Below are 20238 nucleotides of genomic sequence, written 5' to 3'. Positions count from 1 at the left end.
GAGGGGGCGGGACGTTAGCCAATGGAGCAAACATCACACCTCGCCTTGCCTCTCCTCGGCAGGGGATGACAGCTTCGGACCACTCCTATGGCCATCCGCTACACCCTGCCCAACGGGCTCACCGTCGTCTTCGAGGAGCAGCACGCCGCCAAGGTCGCGGCCTTCCAGGTCTGGGTCAAGGCCGGCAGCGCGGACGAAAGGCCCGACCAGGCCGGACTCGCTCACTTGCACGAGCACATGCTGTTCAAGGGCACGGAGCGCCGGGGGCCCGGTGAAATCGCCCGGGACATCGAGGCGCACGGCGGCGAAATCAACGCCTGGACGTCCTTCGACCAGACCGTCTACCACATCGTCATCGCCAGCCAGTTCGCCCGCACGGGCCTGGACATCCTGGGCGATGCGGTGCGCCGCTCCGCGTTCGACAAGGACGAACTGGCGCGCGAAATCGAGGTCGTGTGCGAGGAGATCAAGCGCAGCTACGACTCCCCGTCGCGCCGCGCGTCCCGCGGGCTGTTCACCGCCGCGTTCCAGACGCACCCCTACCGGCTGCCCGTCATCGGCACCGAGGAGAGCGTGCGCAGCTTCACCCGCGAGAAGGTGCTGGAGTTCTACCACCGGCACTACACGCCCAAGAACCTGGTGCTGTCCGTCGCGGGCGACCTGAACGAGGCGGAGCTGCGCCAGTGGGTGGAGGAAATCTTCGGCGGTGACTGGGGCCGCCCCTACGCGGGCCCGGTGGAGCGTCCTCGCGACCCGCCGTCCACGGGCCGCCGCGTGCTCATCCAGACGGAGGACGTGAAGGAGGCCTATCTGCACCTGTCCTTCGCCATCCCGGAGCTGGAGCACCCGGACGTGCCCGCGCTGGACGTGCTGGCGATGCTCGCCGGCCAGGGCAATTCGTCGTGGCTGGTGCGCGAGGTGAAGCGCCGCCAGCACCTGGTCAACGACGTGCACGCGTCCGCGTACACGCCCAAGGACCCGGGCATCTTCTCCGTGTCGCTGACGCTGCCGCCCGCGCAGTCGCTGAAGGCGCTCACGCAGACGGCGCGCGTGCTGGAGGCGCTGCGCACCACGGTCGTTCCCGAGGACGAGCTGCGCACCATCCAGTCGGTGGTGGAGGCGGAGTCCGTCTACCGCAAGGAGACGGTGCAGGGCACCGCGCGCAACCTGGGCTCGTACCAGACGTCTCCGGGCGGCCTGGAGTCAGAGGCCCGCTACCTGGAGGAGATCCGCAACCTGAAGCCGGAGGACCTGCGCCGCGTGGCCCAGAAGTACCTGCGGCTGGAGCACGCCGTCGTCACCGCGCTGGTGCCGCCCGCCGCGGAGCTGACGGAGGCGCTCGTGCACGCCGCGCTGGATGAAGCGGCGAAGAGCCCCGGCCTCACGCCCCCGGAGCGCACCGCGAAGCAGCCTCCCCCGGAGGCCCCGCCGCGTCCGGCCCGGAGCGCCATCGCGTCCGCGCGTTCGGAGGTGGTGCAGGAGAAGCTGCCCTCCGGCGCCACGCTCATCATCCGCGTGGAGCCGCACGTGCCGCTGTTCTCCATGCGCGCGGCGTTCATCGGCGGCGCGCGCTACGAGACGCCCGAGGACAACGGCATCACCACGCTGCTCAGCCGCGCCCTCACCAAGGGCACCACGACGCTCAGCGCGGATGACATCTCCCACCTGACGGACCTGTACGCGGGCAACCTCACCGGCCAGGGCGGCCGCAACTCCGTGAGCGTGAAGGCGGACTTCCTGTCGCGCTACTTCGAGCAGGGCTTCCGGCTGTTCGCGGACGTGCTCGTGAACCCCGCCTTCCGTGAGGAAGAGGTGGCGCGGGAGCGCGCGCTGCTGCTCCAGGACATCCTCACCCGCGAGGACAAACCGTCAGGCCTGGCGTTCGAGCTGTTCTCGCGCACGCTCTACCAGGAGCACCCGTACCGCCTGTCCATGCTGGGCGAGAAGGCGTCCGTGGAGGCGCTGGGGCCCGAGCAGCTGCGCGCGTACCACCGGTCGTACATGGACCCGTCGCAGATGACGCTTAGCGTGGTGGGCGACGTGGACGTGGAGCAGGTGCGAGCGCTGGCGAACGAGTACTTCGGCAAATCGCGCGGCGGCGCGCTGGCCCCCAAGCAGGTGCGGCCGGAAGCGCCTCCGTCCGCTCCTCGCACGGAGAAGAAGGTGCTCGCGCGCGCGCAGACGCACCTGGTGATGGGCTTCCAGGCGGCTCGGCTGGGCGACCCGTGGCGGGTGGTGCTGGACGTGCTGTCCACGGTGCTGTCGGGCCAGGGCGGGCGGCTCTTCATCGAGCTGCGCGACAAGCGCTCCATGGCCTACAGCGTGAGCAGCTTCTCCATGGACGGTTTGGATCCCGGCTACTTCGCCGTCTACATGGGCACGAGCCCGGAGAAGGTGGAGGCGGCGGTGGAGGGCATGCGCCGCGAGTTGCAGCGGATCCGCGACGAGCCGATTCCCGCCGCGGAGCTGGAGCGCGCCAAGCAGCACATCATCGGGGCGTATGAAATCGACCTGCAGCGAAACAGCGCCCGCGCGACGCTGCTGGCGCTGGACACCTGCTACGGCATCGGGCTGGACAACTTCCTGCACTACTCCGAGCACGTGGCGAAGGTGACGGCGGAGGACGTGCAGGAGGTGGCCCGCCGGGTCATCGACTTCGACCGCATGGCCATGTCCGTCGTCGGTCCGTAGGTACCCCCATCGCGAGCGTGGAAGCGTCACGACGACGGCGCTTCCACGCCGCACCGGGTGCGGTAGAAGGGGCGCCATGTCCCAGACCTACCTGTCACTCACCGTGGATATCGCGGAGGAGGCCTCCGAAATCCTCCAGGACCTCCTCCATGAGGCCGGCGCCCTGGGCCTGGAAGTCCGCGACACGGAGACGCCCACCATGCCGGGCGTGCGCGCCCCCGTGAAGGGCGAGTCCATCGTCGTCGCCTACTTCGAGGACCGCGAGAGCGCGGAAGAAGCCCGCGACGCGGTGGCGGAGAGCCACCCCAACGCGCGCCTGTCCCTGGACGAGCAGCCCCAGCAGGACTGGAGCAACGAGTGGAAGTCGCTCATCAAGTCCGTGCAGGTGGGCCGCCTGTGGGTGGGCCCGCCCTGGGACGTGGTGAACGCGCCGGCGGACAAGGTGAAGCTCGTCATCGAGCCGAAGATGGCCTTCGGCACGGGGGACCACCCCACCACGTCGCTGTGCCTGGCGGCGGTGGATGGCTTCATGTCCACGCACCCGGGCGCGAGCGTGCTGGACGTGGGCACCGGCACCGGCGTGCTCGCCATCGCGGCGAAGAAGCTGGGCGCGGGCCACGTGGTGGGCACCGACAACGACCCCGTCTCCGTGGAGCTGGCCCAGGAGAACTGCACCGACAACCAGACGCCCGACCTGGACATCTCCGGGCGCGAGCTGACGGAGGTGTCGGGCACCTTCGACCTGGTGCTCGCGAACATCCTGGCCAACACGCTGATTGAACTGGCGCCCCTCATCGTGCCCAAGGCGAAGGACCGGCTGGTGCTGGCCGGCGTGCTCGCGCATCAGCGCGCGGACGTGGAGGCCGCGTACCGCAACCTGGGGTGCACCGTGATGGAGGGCGCGCAGCAGGGCGAGTGGGTGCGCATCGACTTGAAGCGCTAGAAACAAGAGGGGGTCGGGCAGCGAAACCTTGGTTCGCTTACCCGACCCCATCTGGACTCGCGAGGCTTTCCCCCTTGGCGTCAGGACCTCGCGAGTCCCGCCGTGTGACGGGCAGGCATTGCAGTCCGCGTGCCTGCCGCTGAGGCCTCGGAGTTCCAAGGGACACGGGCGCGGTTGTAGCGGGGCAGGTTACGGGGAGCGCGGCGCGTGTGACCTTCCGCGCTACAGCGGGCCTCAGGTGAACGCGAGTGTCCCGGCCGCGCGCAGGGAGCCCACGACTTCGTTCCGGGTGTTGAGGATGCGCGGCTCCGCGTGGTGCTCCAGGCCCGTCATGGGCAGGGACATGCCCTGCTGCTCCGCGATGAGGCGCAGGACGGCGAGGAGCGCGGGCGCGGCGCAGCGGGCGTCACCGTCCTCGACCTTGATGGCCACGCCCAGGCGGGCCTTGGGCAGCGCGGCGCAGTAGACGCCCTCCGCGCCGATCTTCACCACGGCATCGCCCTGGAAGGCCGTCATCAGGTCCGTGCACGCGCGGCCCTTGCCCGCGACCAGCTCCGGGTGCTCGAGCATGGCTTCCCGCAGGCGGCGCGCGGCGGGCGCTTCCGAGACGCCGAAGCGGGCCCACGCGGTGGCCATGGCACTGAGCGGCAGGCCGAAGCAGACGGCGAGGCAGCCATCCACGGCCTTCACCAGCGCGTCGCTCGGCAGGCCCGTCCACTTGGCGATTTCGTCCTGGATTCGCTCCTGCACGGGGTGGCCGTCGCTGGCGTAGCCGTGGACGTCCCAGCCGTGGTGCCGCGCCAGCGCGAGCATCCCCGCGTGCTTGCCGGAGCAGTTGTTCCACCGGGGCGTGAGCACGATGCCCGCCTTGAGGGCCTCCTCCGCGACCGCGGGTGACAGCGGCGGGTGCGGGCCGCACGCGAGGTGGCGCTCCTCGCAGCCTGAAGCGCTCAGCATCTGCATGGCGAGGGCGCGGTGCACGGGCTCGCTGGAGTGGGACGCGCAGGAGAGCGCCAGTTCGCGCGGGCCGAAGCCGTACCGGTCCGCCGCGCCGTCCTGGACCATGGGCAGGGACTGGAAGGGCTTCGCCGCCGAGCGCCAGAAGGTGACGCGCTCCGGGTCGCCCGCGTACGCGACGCGCGTGCCCTCCGCGCTCACCACCGCGACGGACACGGTGTGGAGGGATTCGACGAAGCCGGAGCGGGTGGACTCGATGACGAGGGTGGCCATGGGCGTGGGCGCGCCATAGCAGGAACGGGACACGGCCGGGCGCTCGCGGGTCGAGGAAAGACGAACCCTGGACGCATGGAGGGCTATCCTCCAGGCGCCCTCCCCTTCAAGGAAGCCGCCGTGGTCCGCCTCTTCGTTCCCCTGCCCGACCCCGCCCCCGCCGACGTGACGCTCACGGGCGAGCGCCGCCACTACCTCGTCCACGTGCTGCGGCTGGAGGACGGCGACGCGCTGGAGGTGTTCGACGGCAAGGGCCGCGCCTTCGAGGCGCGCGTCACCGGCCTGGACGCGGAGTCCGTGCGGCTGGTGCTGGGGGCCGTGCGGGTGACGCCGCCCGCGCGCGAGATGAGCATCCTCCAGGGCCTGCCCAAGGGGGACAAGCTGGAGCTGGTGCTGCAGAAGGGCACGGAGCTGGGCGCCACCGCGTTCCATCCGGTGGCCACGGCGCGCAGCGTGGTGAAGCTGGAGCCGAAGCGCGCCGAGGAGCGCACCCAGCGGTGGGCCAAGATTGTCGAGGAGGCCGCGCGCCAGTGCCGGCGCGATGACGTGCCGGTGGTGCATCCGCCCCGGCCGCTGCTGGACGCGGCGCGCGCCCTGACGCCGGGCACGCTGCTGCTGGTGCTGGATGAAGAAGAGTCCGCGGTACCGCTGGGCGAGGCGTTCCGGAGCGTGGCCGCGGGGACGCCGGTGGCGGTGGTGATTGGCCCCGAGGGCGGGCTCGCGCGCGAGGAGGTGGAGGGCTTGCGTGGGCTGGGCGCGCGACCGGTGACGCTGGGCTCGCGCATCCTGCGCACGGAGACGGCGGCGCTGGCGGCGCTCGCGGTGATGCAGCATCTGGACGGGTCGCTCGGTTAGCAGTCGAGCAGACAGTCCCTCCCTGCATCCCAGGTCACGGATTCGTGTGGTGATTCCTACGTTTCTGCCATTCGGGACCTCGCGGGTCCCTCACACGGGAGAGACTCTCATGGGGATCATCGCATTCATCATCATTGGCCTCATCGCGGGACTCATCGCCCGGGCCATCCTGCCGGGCAAGCAGAGCATGGGGCTGGTGGCCACGACGCTGCTGGGCATGGTGGGTTCGCTGGTGGGTGGTCTCATCGGCTCGCTCTTCGAGCGCAACGGCCGGCTGTTCGACCTGCATGCCTCCGGCATCATCATGTCGGTCGTGGGAGCGATCATCGTGCTTCTCCTGGTGGGAGCAGCGGGACGGCGCCGCGTCCACGCCTAGCGTGAGGCGCCCATACGCACCGTCCCTCGGGGCGGGTTGCGTGGTGCTGACGAGCCCCTGACGGTTCCTCGGGCGAGGGACCAGCAGGGGCTTGTCCTTTTCTTGCTACAGGCCTGAATGCGGCCTTTCATGGCGACGGTTGTCCGCGTCACTGGGAGGATCCGTTGTCCAAGTGCCTGAAGTGCGGCGCCTCGCTGCCGCCGGTTGGAGATTGCCCCGCTTGCGCCGCGAATGGCGCGCGCCCACCCGCGGTGGCCCCCCTTCCGAGCCTGCTCGACCGCGACATCCACATTGATCGCCGCAAGGCCGGGGACCGCATGGCCCAGGACGTCGGCGGCGACGACCCCATCACGCTGAACAGCGAACCGCTGGAGCCGGAGACGCTGCGCGGCACGCCGGCCTTCGCGCTGGAGGCGCCTCGCGGCCCTGTCACTCCGCCGGGCATGACGCCGTCGGTTCGTCCGGGGATGGCGCCCGTGCCGCCCGCCGCGCCGCGCGCCGCAGCGCCCCGCCCGCCCGCGCAGGCTCCGGCCGCCGCGCCTCGCGCCGCTGTGCCTCCGATGGATGGGCCCGTGCGTGCGCCCAATCCGGGTCCCGCGGCTCGCCCCGCGCCGGCCCCTGCGTCCCAAGCGGATGCGACGATTCGCGCGGCGGCTCCAGCTGCGCGCCCTGCCGCGCCCCAGGCGGATGCGACGATTCGCGCGGCGGCTCCTGCCGCGCCCCAGGCGGATGCGTCCCCCGCGGATGCGACGATTCGCGCTGCGGCTCCGGCTGCGCGCCCTGCCACGCCCCAGGCGGATGCGTCCCTCGCGGATGCGACGATTCGCGCGGTGGCTCCGGCTGCGCGCCCTGCCGCGCCCCAGGCGGATGCGTCCCTCGCGGATGCGACGATTCGCGCGGCGGCTCCGGCTGCGCGCCCTGCTCAGGCCGATCGCGTCCCCGCGCAGCACGCGGAGGGTCAGGCGGTCCGGGCTCCCGCGCAGCACGCGGAGGGTCAGGCGGTCCGGGCTCCCGCGCAGCAAGCGCCTCGGGCAGCGGCGCCCATGCCTCCTCGCGCCACGCCTCCCGTTGGGAATGTGCCCGCTGGCGCCGTGCAGCCTCCGCGTCCCGCCGCGCCGCCTCCGGGCGTGGCACCGATGGCCGCCGTGCCTCCGCGCGCCGCGCCCACCGCGGCCCTGTCTGAGCCGGGCTTCCAGAATCCTGGCGTCGCCGTGCCTCGCGCCGCGCAGCCTCCGGTGTCCTCCACGGAGCCCCGCCCGGGCTCCGCGCTCACGCCGGCCTACGGCACGGAGCCGCACGTTTCGCGCCCCCAGGCCGCCTCGGGCCAGCCTCGTGGCAACGCGCAGGGTTCTCCCGGCCTGCCCCGTATGGACGCGCCCGCGCAGGCCCAGGCCGCCTCGGGCCAGCCTCGTGGCAACGCGCAGGGTTCTCCCGGCCTGCCCCGTATGGACGCGCCCGCGCAGGCCCAGGCCTCCGGTCTGCCGCACATGGATTCGGCCTCGCAGGCCCAGGCCTCCGCCCGGATGGGTGGCGCGCAGGCCCAGGCCTCCGCTCTCCCCCTCTGGGAACCCGCCTCCGGACCGTCGGCCGCCGAGCACTGGGATGCACCGCAGGCCACTTCCGGCCTGCCCTTGATGGATGCTCCCGCGCAGGCCTCCGGTCCGTCTCGCCGGGACGCCGCTCCGGGTCTTCCCGTCATGGAGGACCCGGCCATCCTGCCTCCGCTGGAGACGCCGGCCTACGCGACGTCCCCGGCGCCCGCTCCGGGAGTGTCCCTCATGGAAGCCTCGCCCGCCCCTGTCCCCGCCGCCCCCGCGAAGAAGTCGAAGGTCTCCGCGGCCCCGGCTGCCCCGGCCACGGGAGAGGTCCACGCGCGCCCCGCCTCGCTGTGGCGCCGGCTGCTGTCCTTCACCGTCGACACCGCGGCCATCAGCGCCGTTGCGGCGGCCTACATCACCCTGGCCTCGTCGGTCGCGGGCGTGAAGGGTCCGCAGCCGGGGTTGACCGGGCTGGACGCCTTCGTCGCCTGGCTGCGCGCGCTGCACTCCGTGCTGCTGCCGGGTGTGGTCCTGGTGCTGGTGCTCGCCACCGTGTACTGCGCGGTCGCGGCCTTCCTGTGGAATGGACGCACCCTGGGACGATTGCTCCTGGGCCTGCGGCTGGTGGACACCCATGGCATGGCGCCCACCCCGGGCCGGGCCATCTTCCGGGCGCTGCTCGCCGGGCTTTCCTTCGTTCTCTTCCTGGGCGGGTTCTGGATGGCGCTGTTCGACCGCCGCGGCCAGACGCTCCATGACAAGCTGACGTCCACCTTCGTCGTCCAACCGAGCTGAAACAGGCTCATTGTGCCTTGCGGCCGCGGCCGTAAGATGCCGCGGCCTTCATGCCTTCGCGTCTTGCCCAGCACCTCGTCTCGCGCGCCCTCCTGTCCCAGGAGCAGGCCGGAGAGTTGTTGCGTCTGCACCAGGCCCAGGGAGGCCATGTGGACACCGCGCTCCTGGAGCGCGGCATGTCCGAAGCGGACGTCCTCGCGATGCTGGGCGAGGTCTCCGGCTTCCGGCCCGTGAACTTGGTGGACTTCGAGCCCAACCTCGAGGTCGCCAGCTTCATCCCCCCGAAAATCGCCGAACGCCTGAGCGTCGTTCCCCTGTCCCTGGACGGCAACACGCTGCACGTGGCGTGCGCCTACCCGGTGCCCAAGAAGGAGCTGGACGAAGTCGGCTTCCTCCTGGGCAAGCCGCTGGAGCTGTGGGTCGCCATCGAGCTGCGGGTGCGCGAGTGGATCTCCATCATCTACCGCCAGCCGCTGACGCCCCGCTTCGTGCAGCTGGCCGCGGCGGTCGCCCAGCAGGCCGGAGCGCTCACGCCGCCCCCGCCTCCGCCGCCAGACGACGAGTCGATGACGGTGGACATGGTGGAGCAGCTGGCGCGCAACGTGGCCCAGGAGCCCGTGCCCGCGGCAGCCCGTCCCGCCGCCGCGCGTGAGCCCGAGCCCGCGGACATCCCCCCTCCCGCGTACACGCGCGAGCCGCTGCGCCTGAACACCTCCGCGGGTCCGGTGACGACGGCCCGCGCGGTCCAGCGCCCCACGCCGCCGCCGGCGCCCACGGACATCCCGCCCCCCGCGTACACGCGCGAGCCCCTGCGGCTGAACATGCCGGGCACGCCCGCGCGCGCCACGCCTCCCGCGCAGGCTCCGAACCAGGGCGCGTCGGGGAACGCCGCGCCGCCGACCCTCTACCCGCCGGGAGAGCGTCCTCTGCCGCCGCCGCAGCCCGTGCCCGTGCTGTTGCCCGTGGGTCCGGCCGGCACGTCCGCACCCGCGCCCCAGGGGGGTCGACCCGCCGCGCCCGGTGCGTTCGCCACGCCGCCGCCGACCGCGAGCCGTCCCGGAACCACCGTGCAGGGTCCCGCGACTCAGGGCTTCGGAGGACAGGGCCCCACCGCGCAGGGCATCTCCCCGACGCAGGGCTTCGGAGGACCGGGGCCCACGACGCAGGGCTTTGGTGGCCAGGGTCCCGCGACGACGGGACAAGGCGCTCGACCGGGCACGCCCGTGCAGAGCCCCCAGGGCACCACCCCGGCCGCGCAGCCGGCACAGGGCCCCGCTCGACCGGGCACCACCGTCCAGACCTCGCAGGGCACGGCCCCCACGGCGCCTCCGTCCGCGAACCGTCCCAGCGCCCCCGCCCAGCCCCCGGGAGCCCGTCCCGCAGTGTGGCCGCCCTCGCCCGAGCAGCAGGCCCGCGCGGTCCAGACCGCCACGCCGACCCAGCCGCCGGTTCCCCCGGCGCCGCCCCGGGGCGAGCCGTCGTTCATCATCTTCAGCAACCCCGCGTCCACGCAGGGCGCGACCCGTCCTCGCGCGCCGGAGCCCGCCTCCGTTCCGGGTGCCTCCAGCGCGCCGGATGCCGCCGTGCCGGAATGGACGCTGCCCCAGGCCCGCTCCGCGCTGCGCGAGTCGACGCGAGACCTGGACCGCCTGCTGGACGTGGCGCTGCGCTTCGGCCGCCGCACGTTCGACTACGTGGCCGCCTTCGCCGTCGTGCGTGGCGCCGCGGGTGGCTGGGACGCGCGCGGTGAGGGCCTGGACGCGAACGCCCTCTCCCTGGTCTCCATCCCCCTGGACGCGAGCAGCGTCTTCCGCACCGTCGCCGTCACGCGCGGCAGCTACGCGGGCCCGTTGCCTCCGGACGCGCTCACGCGTCACTACCTGGAGCTCTTCGGCCGCCAGGCCCCGCGCACCGTCTTCCTGTACCCGGTGGAGGTGAAGGGCCGCCTCGTGGCCATCCTCTACGGCGACTGCGGCCAGAAGCCGATGAGCCAGCGCCGGCTGAGCGACTACATCCTGTTCTGCCAGGACCTGCCGGCCGCCTTCCAGGAGCTCATCCTCTTCCGCAAGCAGCGCGTGTCCGAGCTGCGCGCGCCGGAAGAGGACATCTCCATCGACGTGGACGTGCCTGGCTTCCCGGTGCCGGTCCAGCCCGCTCCCGCGCCCGCCGTGGTCGCGGGGCTCGGGTGGAACCCCGTCTTCGGCCGGGGTGGCGTGGCCAACCTGGGCCGCGCCGCCGCCCTGCCTCCGCGCGTGCTGTCGCCGGAAGAGCGCCCGCCGCCGGACTTCACGCCGCTCCTGCGCCGGCTCACCGGCCCCGACGCGTCCCAGCGCTCCAGCGCCATCGCGGAGCTGGCGCGTTCACCGGAAGCCAGCGCCCGCGTGCTCGCGCAGCACTTCCCCGGCCCCACCGCCTGGAGCCGCCTGCCCGTCGTGGAGCTGCCGGAAGCGGACGAGCTGGGTCCCATCCCCGCCGCCCTGTCGCGCCTGGGCCGTCCCGCGGCCCTCGCGCTGGCGCCGCTGTTGGACTCGAACGACGCGGACACGCGCTACCTGGCGCTGCTCACCGCGGGCAACCTGCCCTACGCGGAGCTGGTGGACGGCGTGCTGCGCGGCCTGTTCGACATGGAGCCGGACATCTCCAGCGCCGCGCGAGTCGCCGCCGCCGCGCTCAAGCACCTGCCGCGCCTGGACGCGTCCCTGCGCGACCTGCGCCAGGAACTGGCCAGCCGGGACGCGCTGCGCCGCTCGCTGGCGGCCCGTGCCCTGGGCACACTGCACGACCGCGACGCCATCGAGGGCCTCATCAACCTCACCGGCAGCGACGACGCCATGTGCGCGCAGGCCGCGGCGGAAGCCCTACGCGAAGTCACCCGCGCCACGCTGGGCCTCCAGCCGCGCCAGTGGTCGGCGTGGTGGGCGGAGAACCGCAGCCGCCGCCGCGCGGACTGGCTGGTGGCCGCGCTGCGACACCGCGAGCTGGACGTGCGGCTCGCCGCCATCGAAGAGCTGAGCCGCGCCCTGCACGACACGCTGGGCTACTACGCGGACGCGCCCGACGCGGAGCGCGAGGCCGCGGTGCGGCGCTGGGAGTCGGCGGCGGTCGACCCCGCCAACGCCCGCCGGTTGGGCATGCTCTGAGCCTCGGAGGCGCGCGATGACGGGCGCCATGTGGCTCAGCCTGCTGGCGTGCGCGGGGCAGCTCGCGCTCGCCGGCATCGCGCTCGCCCGCGTGGGACGAAGCCCCCTCGCGCTGCCGCTGTCATTGCTGTCCATCGCGCTGTCCACCTGGAACTTCTCCGCCTTCGGGCTGGCGCGTTCGGGGGACACCGGCTGGCGGCTGATGGGCTTCGCCGCGGCGCTGATGACGCTGCCGTGCGCGTTGCACTTCATCCTCGCGTTCGTGGGCCGCCGCCGCCGCTCCGCCCGGGTCCTCTACGGCACCTACGCGGTGATGGGCGCGCTCGCGCTGACGATGATCATCGCCATGGGCGTGCCCGCGCTGCAGGAGCGCATCTACACCTTCGGCTTCGGGCTCGCGGTCGCCGTGGGCGTCATCCCCATCCTCACCACGGGCTTCGTGCTGCTCACGCGCCACCTGCGCCACACGAGCACGGAGAGCTCGCAGGACGAACGGGCGCGAGCGGGGTTGATGCTGCTGGGACTCACGCTGCTCGTCGCGCTGCTGCTCACGGACCTGGCGGCGGACATGGCCCTGCCCGTGCCGAAGCTGGGCAACGTGGGCACACTGCTGGGCCTGCCGGTGATGGCCACCGCGTCCCTGCGCTTCCAACTCTTCGGCAAGGACGCGCGCGCCACGAACGCGGCGATGCACGCGGTCGTGCTCGCGCTGGTGGGTGTGCTCGCATACCTCGTGCTCTTCCGCGCCTTCGCCGCCGAGTCGGGAGCGCTGGTCGTGGGCACCACCGCCATCACCTTCGCGCTGCTCGCGGCGGCACGGCGGGGCGTCACCGCCTTCGTCACCCAGCGCGAGCGACTGGAGCAACTGGCCACGCTGGGGCGCTTCTCCGCGCAGATGGCGCACGACCTGAAGAACCCCATCGCCGCGCTCAAGGGCGCCGCGCAGTACCTGAAAGAGGAGCACGCGCGCGGCCACTCCTGGGACGCGCACGGTGACTTCCTGGACCTGCTGCTGGAGCAGGTGGAGCGCCTGGACCGAGTGGCGGGCACGTACCAGCGCCTCGCGCGAGTGGAGCCGCTGCGCCGGCCGCTGGACTTGAACCGGCTGGTGGAGGGAGTGCTGTCACTCCAGGCCTTCGCGACACCGGGCGCGGTGGAGCTGAAGAAGGAGCTCGCCCCTGGCCTGCCCGAGTGCGCGGGAGACGAGGACCTGCTCGCCAACGCGCTGGAGAACCTGGTGCGCAACGCCTTCGAAGCCATGCCCGAGAGCGGCACCCTCACCGTGCGCACGCAGCGGGACGGCGGCGCGGTGGTGGTGGAGGTGCAGGACACCGGCAGCGGCATGGACGCACGCACGCGAGAGCGGGCCTTCGACGACTTCTTCACCACCAAGGCGACAGGCAGCGGACTGGGGCTGGCCTTCGTCCGTCGCGTGGCGGAGGCGCACGGAGGCACTGCGTCCCTGACGAGCGGCGAGGGGCATGGCACCATCCTCCGCCTGCGTCTGCCGGCGGCCCCCGTTTCCCAGGCCCCGGCATCCGAGGGAGAAGCCGCGTGAGCGAAGCACTGAAGGGCCACGTCCTGGTGGTCGACGATGATCCCGCGCTGCTCAAGGTGCTGGGCGCGCTGCTCACCCAGGCGGGCCTCACTCCGCATCCGGCTTCCAACGCGAAGGACGCCCTGGCCCTGCTCGCGCGCCGTCCCATCGACGTGGTGCTGAGCGACGTGCGCATGCCGGGCATGAGCGGCATGGAGCTGCTCGCGGAGGTGGGGCGCGGCTGGCCGGACGTGCCCGTGTTGCTGATGACCGCGCACGGCACGGTGCCGCTCGCGGTGGAGGCGATGAAGGCGGGCGCGGCGGACTTCGTGCTCAAGCCCTTCGACCGCGAGGAGCTCCTCTTCACGCTGAAGAAGGCCCTGCTCCACGCGAGCCAGGACCCGGAGCCCACGCGAGGCACCGGCAAGGCGCCGGACGGACTCGACAGCCTGCTCATGGGCGCGAGCCGCGCGATGAAGGACGTGAAGGCCCTGCTGGTGAAGGCCGCCCAGGGCACCGCCACGGTGCTGCTCCGAGGCGAGTCCGGCACGGGCAAGGAGCTGGCCGCGCGAGCCCTGCACGAAAACAGTCCCCGGCGCGCGGGCCCGTTCGTGAAGCTGCACTGCGCGGCGCTCCCGGACACGCTCTTGGAGAGCGAGCTGTTCGGCTACGAGAAGGGCGCCTTCACCGGCGCGGCGACGCGCAAGCCCGGACGCGTGGAGCTGGCGCACGGCGGCACGCTGTTCCTCGACGAGATTGGCGACGTGTCCCCCGCCGTGCAGGTGAAGCTCCTGCGCGTGCTCCAGGAGCGCGAGTTCGAACGGCTGGGCGGAACGCAGACAGTGAAGGTCGACGTGCGCTTCGTCGCGGCCACGCATCAGTCGCTGGAGGACGGCGTGCGCCGGGGCACCTTCCGCGAGGACCTCTTCTACCGGCTCAACGTGGTGCCCCTCTGGCTGCCCACGCTGCGCGAGCGGCCGGAGGACATCACGGCCCTCGCCCGCCACTTCCTGGACGTGCACGCGAAGTCCAACGGCCGGCCTCCGTTCACCCTGAGCGAAGACGGACTGCGCGCGCTCCAGGCCCAGCCGTGGCCCGGCAACGTGCGCCAGTTGCAGAACTTCCTGGAGCGGCTGGTGGTGCTCTCCGACGGGCCCATGCTCACCGGCGAGGACGTGGCGCGTGAGCTCTCCCGCCAGCCGGGACTCGCGCCACCGCCCGTCGCCGCGCCGCTGCCTCCTTCGCCGTCCGACTCCGTCACGCTGGAGTCACGTCGCAAGGACGTGGAGAAGGAAGCGCTCGTGGATGCGCTGAAGCGCTCGGGTGACAACCGCACGCTGGCGGCTCGGCTGCTCGGGGTGAGCCGGCGCACGCTCTACAACAAGCTGGAGGAGCACGGCCTGCTGTAGAGGTGCCGGGAGGGCGGCCCGCTGGAATCCAGCCCGTGTTGTCACCGAATGCTTCCGTGTACGGACCTGACTTCCAGGTTTATGCTGCTTCGCGCTCGAACTCCCTGGACGCGGCACCGCAGCGCACCCGAGTCCCCCTCCCGGCCCGCAAGGGCTGGCTGACACGAAGGAGCAACGCCCCATGACCCAGTCCCTCGCCGGCCGCGTGAGCGGTCCCGTCTACACCCCCAACGACGCGGGCTATGCCCCGGAGAGCGCCGGCTTCAATGTGCTGGTCAGCCACTCGCCGCAGTACGTGGTGGCGGTGAAGTCCACGCAGGACGTGGCGGAGGCCATCCGCTTCGCCCGTGAGAACCAGCTGCCCGTCGCGGTGCAGGCCACGGGGCACGGGACGTACGCGTCCATCACCTCCGGCGTGCTCCTCTCCACGAAGGCGCTGAACCACGTGAGCATCGACCCCGCGACGCGCATCGCCACCATTGGCGCGGGCGCTCGCTGGGAGCCGGTCATCGAGGAGGCCGCGAAGCACGGCCTGACCCCCATCGCCGGCTCGTCCACGAACGTGGGCGTGGTGGGCTACCTGCTGGGCGGCGGCCTGGGGCCGCTGGTGCGCAGCCACGGCGTCAGCTCCGACTACGTCGTCGGCTACACGCTCGTCACGAGCGACGGCGAGACGGTGGAGGCGAGCGCCGAGCACCACCCGGACCTGTTCTGGGCCCTGCGCGGCGGCAAGGGCGGCTTCGGCATCGTGACGGAGGTGAAGCTCAAGCTGGTGGAGATGCGCTCGCTCTACGCGGGCAGCCTCTTCTTCGCGGAGGAGCACATCGAGGCTGTGCTGCGCGGCTGGGTGAAGTGGACGGCGGAGGCGGACGCGCGCGTGTCCACGAGCATCGCCGTCATGCGCTTCCCGCCGTTCGACTTCATCCCGCCCCCGCTGCGCGGCCGCACGGTCATCAACCTGCGCTTCGCCTTCCCGGGCTCCACGGAAGAGGGCACGAAGCTGGCGGCGCCCCTGCGCGCGCTGGCGCCCCTCTACCTGGACATGCTGGGCGAGCTGCCGGTGACGCAGATCGCGCGCATCCACAATGATCCGGACAAGCCCAGCCCCGTGTGGACCCACGGCATGATGCTGACCCACGTGGACCAGGACCTGGCCACCACGCTGCTGCGCCACGTGGGCGCGGGCGTGCAGACGCCGTACTTCCTGCTGGAGCTGCGGCACCTGGGCGGCGCCTGCCAGAAGGACGTGGCGGGCGGCTCCGCGGTGGGCGGCCGCGGCGGCAACTTCGTCGTCGGATTGGTGGGCATGCACCCGCCGCTGTTCGAGACGGTGCTGCCCGGCGCCACGGAGGGCCTGCGCGCGGAGCTGAAGCCGTGGCTGTCGCCGGAGATGACCATCAACTTCATGGGCAAGGTCCGTGACGCGCAGCACTTCGACAGCGCCTGGCCGGACGCCATCCGCGCGAAGCTCAAGGACGTGCGCGGCAAGTACGACCCGCACAAGCTCTTCGCGAAGTAACGCTCAGGGGGCCGTCGTCTCCAGGGCGACCAGTTCGTCCTGGAACGCGGCGACCAGGGCCTCCGGGTCGGGCACACGCACCTCATCCGCGGCCACGCCCAGGGTCACCTGCCCCGCGTAGCTGAACAGGCTGATCCCCAGGCCGATGTTGCCGGCCTGGGGGACCCAGAACGTGAGCCTCGACAGCCGGGTGCCCGCGAGCGCCACCGGCTGGCGGGGCCCGGGCACGTTGGTGGCGATGAGCGACGCCTTGGCGCCCATCACGTCCACGACCTTGCGCTCCAGCGCCCTGGGCGCGTGGCCCAGCAGTTCCAGCGCGCCGGACGTCATCAAGGCCTCTGGCGAACGCTTGAGTTCCTCCATCCGCTTCACCACCTCGCGAAGCCGGCGCTGGGGCTCCGCCAGGTGCACGGGGAGCCGCAGGAACACCACGCCGAAGCGGTTGCCCAGCTCGCGAGGCACCGGAACATCCATGGGCCGCAGGTTCACCGGCACCAGCGCGTGCACGTCCTCCAGTGGAGCGTCCCGCGTGGCCAGATAGCGCCGCAGCGCGCCCGTCACCGCAGTGAGCAGCACGTCGTTCACCGTGCCACCCAGGATCCGGCCCACGGCCTTCACCCGCTCCAACTCAATGGGCTCCGACCACGCGGCGACCTTCCGGGGACTCAAAGGCCCACGCAGCGGAGAGCGTGGATCCGGAGGAAGCACCAACAGCTTGCCCAATGCCGCCGCGCCCTTCGCGCCCTCGCGAACGAGGTCGCCCGCGAGGATGGGCTCGCGCACCATCTCCGCGCCCTTGCGCAGCGCGGAGCGGGCGCCTCGGGCGAAGCGCATCCAGCCTGGAGCCTGAGGTGGCCGCTCCACCTCGGAGGGCGTCACCGCCTCCAGGCTTTCATCCCAGGTTTCCGGCACGGCGACCGCGTCCACCGGATCCGTGAGGGACAGCAACACCCGCGCGAGCGCGATGCCATCCGCGATGCAGTGGTGCAGCCGCGCGAGCAGCACATCCCCGCCCGGCGCGCCGCGCACCAGGTGGAAGTGCCACAGCGGACGGGAGCGCTCCAACGGCACGCCCAGCCAGTCCCCGACGAGCGCCTCCAGTCCCGCGCGTCCCGCCGACTCCGGCACGCGCAGCGTGGACAGGTGCTCCTCCAGCTTGAAGTCCGGCGCGTCCTCCCAGTGCGGCGCGCCCAGCGGCCCGGGCACCACCCGCTGCCGGAAGCGCGGGTAGCGCTCCACCAGCCGCTCGCGCACCACCGTGCGCAGGCGCTCCAGGTCCACGGCGCCGTCGAACCACAGCACCGCGGTGATCATCATCAGGTTCGCGGGCTCCTCCATCTGGAGCCACGCCGCGTCCATGCTCGACATCCGCTCGCGACCCGCCATGGCGTCCTTCTCACCCGTGCACCCCGGTGGGGGCAAGGTCCTCCTCAAGGCTTGGGTTGCGGCTCCGGCGCTTCCTGCTTCTCCCGTTCGAACTGGAACGTCTGCCGGGTGGCGCCGGGCACCGTGAGCACGAGCGAGTCCTTCTCCTCAATGGCATACGTGAAGTCCCCGCCCTTGAACTTCCCCTTGGACAAGGGCACCACGCGCTCCTTGCCGCACACCGGGCCCACCGCCTGGCCGTCCTGCGTGCGCAGCGCCAAATGCTTCTTGTCCTTCACCTCCAGCCGGCCCCACGCGCGAACATCCAGCGTGCTGCCGCGCCCGAGCGTCGCGTCATCCAGCTTCGTCCGCATCACGAAGCATCCGCTCGGCGTGATCTGCAACGCCCGCGCGTAGTCGGACCGGGGCTGCACGTCGATGCGCTCCTCCTTGCCCTGGTCCGTGTCCGGGATGCTCGCCGCGGACAGCACCCACGTGCCCACCAGCTCTTCGGGGACGGCCGTGCCCTTGGGCGCCTTGTCGCCCTCGCACGGGTTCGCCGCCAGCTTCTCCGGGCTCTTGGGCGCGGGCTCGAAGGACTTCTCGCAGGTGAGGCCGCATGACTTCGCCGCGCACGCGGTGTCGTCTGGCGCGCAGGCCGCCTTGCTGGTGCAGGTCTTCAGCCGCTTGAGCGCGTCCTCGCAGCCCTCGCGCATGCACTTGTCGACGCACTCCGCGTCGATGCACTCCGCGACACAGACCCAGTTGGTGCGGCCACACACGCCCGCGACGGTGCGGGGGGACTGGGCCGCCGCGGGCAGCGCGGCGGCGGAGACGAGAAGCAGGACGAGGAGTCGGAACGGTCGCATGCGTCCTGCAAGCTAGGCAGTGCGCCCACCTCCGGCGACACCCGGAGGCAGGCAGGCTGTCCACCGGGCATCACTCCGGGCTCCGGCACTGCCGTCAGGTGAACTGCCACCGCCAGGTGCGCGGGTCGGACGGATTGGGCAGCTCCAGTTCGAAGTCCAGCGTGTCGTAGCGGTTGAACTCGCGAGGCTCCACGCGCAGGAGCGTCATCGCCGTGGTGTTGCGCTCGCGCATGGGCGACACGTCGAAGGCCAGCTCCGCGTCGAAGGCGACCTTGTAGAACAGGCAGAAGCCATCCACCCGCCCGTCCTCCTCCACCGGCCGCTGGATGCGCACGCGCGAGGGCAGCCCCTCCGCGCGCATCGTCTCCAGGTCGAACCCGAACACGGGCTCCGGCTCGCACAGCAGGTGGTCCACCTCGTAGGAGCGAACCAGCCGCGTGAAGTACGACGGGCTCATCGCCTCGCGCAGCGACTGGAGGCAGCGGAAGTCCACGTGGGGCAGGTGCTGCGTCCAGATGAACGGGACACACGCCTCCTCGCGCAGCTGCACGGGCTCCACGTAGACCTCGAAGCGGTTGGGGAGGATGCGGCCGCCGGGCTTGAGCAGGCGCGAGCGCAAATCCAGCATCCGGGGCACGAGCCCCGCGTCGAGCAGCGCATCTCCCAGCAGCTCATGCAGCAGCACGTCCGCCTTCTCCTGCGGCTGGAAGTGCCAGGTGGGCTCGCGCACGAAGGCGATGCGGTCCAGGCCGTTGCGGCGGGCCACCCATTGCGTGGTGTCCAACAGACGCGAGTCATCCACCGCGTACAGCTTGCGCGGGTTCTGGTGCGCGGCGAGGAAGGTGCGCAGGCCGGTGCCGGCCTTCACGTCCACCACCACCTGGTTGGGGCGCACGTAGCGCTCCACCGCGCGGCGCCACATCTCCACCCGTTGTGGATCCGCCAGCACGGAGTCCTGCGGCGCCGGACTGGACAGGGACAGGCTGTTGGGCGCGTGCCGACGGTGGAGATGGGACACGAGCGGCAGGTGGCTGAGGCGCGAGCGCAGGTCCATCAATGCCTGACGCGGCAGGTCGAGCAGGTTCGACATGGTGGCTTCCCCCCGGAAGGCCGTGACGGTCCCGACAAAGACGCGGTCGACCACCCCGTCCCCCGGAACCGGACCCCGAACGATGCGTGAGAGACGGGCTCCGACCCAATACGTCCCGAGGGCCGCTCACTGTCCCCACTTGAACATCCCGCCTCGCACCGGGGTCCGAGAATCCACTCGCACCGCTTCGTGACAATCCCTCAAAGCAGGAAGGCACCGGTCACCCCGGTGCCCTCTCGCCAGCGGGTTGGAGACGGCGCCGGCGAGAGGCTTTCCCACCTGCACGGGAGCGTCCGCGAATGACAGTCCAAGCATCCCTCCGGGCGGGCAAGAAAACAGGTGGAGTGCGTCTTTTCCGGAAAGCCGCTCATTCGCGAGCCCTGCTCGTGGACGGGAGGAAGGCTGCCGGTCACGCCCGTGGATGGACCCAGGTCTTGATGGAAGAGGGGGCACGGATGATGCGAGCGATGGAATCGCGGACGCAGGGCGGGCGGGAGCTGGTGGAGAACGTCGAGGGCGCGGCGCACTGGGAGGCGCAGCCGTGGCGTCTTCAGCTCCAGGACACGAGGGCGCGCGAGCACCGGGTGGCGCGGTCCGTGTGGGTGGCGGCGCTGCTGGCGGAGGGCTGCGCGGCGGAGGCGGAGGTGGCGGGGTTCGTGGGGGCGCTGGAGGACCGGGCGTCGCTGAGCATCGGGCAGGTGCTGCGCTTCGTGGACGGCGTGCGGGTGCGCATGGCGCTGGCGTGCACGGACGACGAGGTGTTGCAGCTGGCCTACCTGCGCCGCAACGCGGAGGAGCTGGCGGAGCGGATGATTGACTGGGCCAACACGGGGCGGCTGCCGGCGTAGGGCCAGCGGGGCGCCGCGCGGACGTTGGTGATG

14 protein-coding genes are annotated in these 20238 nt (G+C 72.0%); 10 read left to right on the top strand and 4 right to left on the bottom strand.

The features are described 5' to 3' along the window. Positions 1-87: 87 nt before the first annotated feature. A complete protein-coding gene (locus D7Y04_RS05130; protein ID WP_120600091.1) occupies positions 88-2691 on the top strand; it encodes a pitrilysin family protein in 2604 nt (867 codons plus the stop codon). A 76-nt stretch (positions 2692-2767) separates the two neighbouring features. Continuing rightward, a complete protein-coding gene (prmA, locus tag D7Y04_RS05125; RefSeq protein WP_120600092.1) occupies positions 2768-3634 on the top strand; it encodes a 50S ribosomal protein L11 methyltransferase in 867 nt (288 codons plus the stop codon). 234 nt (positions 3635-3868) lie between these two features. Here prmA and D7Y04_RS05120 read toward each other — a convergent pair whose 3' ends face one another. Further along, positions 3869-4897, bottom strand: a complete 1029-nt coding sequence (locus D7Y04_RS05120; protein ID WP_120600093.1) for an asparaginase — start codon at positions 4895-4897, stop codon at positions 3869-3871. 87 nt (positions 4898-4984) lie between these two features. On the opposite strand from D7Y04_RS05120, the gene D7Y04_RS05115 reads away from it, so the two are divergent. From D7Y04_RS05115 to D7Y04_RS05085, 7 genes are all read left to right on the top strand, one after another. Beyond that, positions 4985-5719 (top strand): 16S rRNA (uracil(1498)-N(3))-methyltransferase, encoded by a 735-nt coding sequence (locus tag D7Y04_RS05115; RefSeq protein ID WP_121759281.1) that lies wholly within the window; start codon positions 4985-4987, stop codon positions 5717-5719. A gap of 109 nt (positions 5720-5828) precedes the next feature. Further along, on the top strand, positions 5829-6095 hold the full coding sequence (locus D7Y04_RS05110) for a GlsB/YeaQ/YmgE family stress response membrane protein (RefSeq protein WP_014393940.1): 267 nt from the start codon (positions 5829-5831) through the stop codon (positions 6093-6095). Between the two features lie 251 nt (positions 6096-6346). Further along, positions 6347-8428: an RDD family protein gene (locus tag D7Y04_RS45450; RefSeq protein WP_233601276.1), complete on the top strand. Its 2082-nt coding sequence runs from the start codon at positions 6347-6349 to the stop codon at positions 8426-8428. Between the two features lie 50 nt (positions 8429-8478). Then, the gene (locus D7Y04_RS05100; protein WP_121758501.1) at positions 8479-11568 is read left to right on the top strand and encodes a FrgA protein; all 3090 of its coding nucleotides are present in this window, start codon (positions 8479-8481) and stop codon (positions 11566-11568) included. A 16-nt stretch (positions 11569-11584) separates the two neighbouring features. Further along, positions 11585-13126, top strand: coding sequence for an ATP-binding protein (locus D7Y04_RS05095; RefSeq protein WP_121758500.1), 1542 nt, complete (start codon positions 11585-11587; stop codon positions 13124-13126). Continuing rightward, on the top strand, positions 13123-14514 hold the full coding sequence (locus D7Y04_RS05090; protein WP_120598881.1) for a sigma-54 dependent transcriptional regulator: 1392 nt from the start codon (positions 13123-13125) through the stop codon (positions 14512-14514). Before D7Y04_RS05095 ends, D7Y04_RS05090 begins: the two co-directional genes overlap by 4 nt. 181 nt (positions 14515-14695) lie before the next feature. Further along, entirely contained in the window at positions 14696-16033 is a 1338-nt protein-coding gene (locus tag D7Y04_RS05085) for an FAD-binding oxidoreductase (protein WP_121758499.1), read from the top strand. 3 nt (positions 16034-16036) lie between these two features. Here the strand turns inward: D7Y04_RS05085 and D7Y04_RS05080 are convergent, their stop codons facing one another. The 3 genes from D7Y04_RS05080 to D7Y04_RS05070 form a co-directional block, all read right to left on the bottom strand. After that, on the bottom strand, positions 16037-17419 hold the full coding sequence (locus D7Y04_RS05080; protein ID WP_121758498.1) for a wax ester/triacylglycerol synthase family O-acyltransferase: 1383 nt from the start codon (positions 17417-17419) through the stop codon (positions 16037-16039). Positions 17420-17463: 44 nt separating this feature from the next. Further along, positions 17464-18267: a hypothetical protein gene (locus D7Y04_RS05075; protein WP_121758497.1), complete on the bottom strand. Its 804-nt coding sequence runs from the start codon at positions 18265-18267 to the stop codon at positions 17464-17466. A 94-nt stretch (positions 18268-18361) separates the two neighbouring features. Further along, positions 18362-19357 (bottom strand): class I SAM-dependent methyltransferase, encoded by a 996-nt coding sequence (locus D7Y04_RS05070; protein ID WP_120598877.1) that lies wholly within the window; start codon positions 19355-19357, stop codon positions 18362-18364. A 455-nt stretch (positions 19358-19812) separates the two neighbouring features. Here D7Y04_RS05070 and D7Y04_RS05065 point away from each other — a divergent pair, with 455 nt between their 5' ends. Beyond that, complete coding sequence (locus tag D7Y04_RS05065) at positions 19813-20205, top strand: hypothetical protein (RefSeq protein ID WP_121758496.1); 393 nt, start codon at positions 19813-19815, stop codon at positions 20203-20205. Positions 20206-20238: the final 33 nt, after the last annotated feature.

The organism is Corallococcus sp. AB038B, assembly GCF_003668955.1.
In the GTDB taxonomy this organism is placed as follows: domain Bacteria; phylum Myxococcota; class Myxococcia; order Myxococcales; family Myxococcaceae; genus Corallococcus; species Corallococcus exiguus.
The sequence above is the reverse complement of the archived record's forward strand: the minus strand, read 5'-3'. Positions and strand labels throughout refer to the sequence as shown.

Coding starts and splice junctions, on each gene's coding strand:
- D7Y04_RS05095 (WP_121758500.1), top strand. CDS start 11,585: ATGACGGGCGCCATGTGGCTCAGCCTGCTGGCGTGCGCGGGGCAGCTC.
- D7Y04_RS05080 (WP_121758498.1), bottom strand. CDS start 17,419: ATGGCGGGTCGCGAGCGGATGTCGAGCATGGACGCGGCGTGGCTCCAG.
- D7Y04_RS05100 (WP_121758501.1), top strand. CDS start 8,479: ATGCCTTCGCGTCTTGCCCAGCACCTCGTCTCGCGCGCCCTCCTGTCC.
- D7Y04_RS05065 (WP_121758496.1), top strand. CDS start 19,813: ATGATGCGAGCGATGGAATCGCGGACGCAGGGCGGGCGGGAGCTGGTG.
- D7Y04_RS05070 (WP_120598877.1), bottom strand. CDS start 19,357: ATGTCGAACCTGCTCGACCTGCCGCGTCAGGCATTGATGGACCTGCGC.
- D7Y04_RS05075 (WP_121758497.1), bottom strand. CDS start 18,267: ATGCGACCGTTCCGACTCCTCGTCCTGCTTCTCGTCTCCGCCGCCGCG.
- D7Y04_RS05130 (WP_120600091.1), top strand. CDS start 88: ATGGCCATCCGCTACACCCTGCCCAACGGGCTCACCGTCGTCTTCGAG.
- prmA (WP_120600092.1), top strand. CDS start 2,768: ATGTCCCAGACCTACCTGTCACTCACCGTGGATATCGCGGAGGAGGCC.
- D7Y04_RS05085 (WP_121758499.1), top strand. CDS start 14,696: ATGACCCAGTCCCTCGCCGGCCGCGTGAGCGGTCCCGTCTACACCCCC.
- D7Y04_RS05110 (WP_014393940.1), top strand. CDS start 5,829: ATGGGGATCATCGCATTCATCATCATTGGCCTCATCGCGGGACTCATC.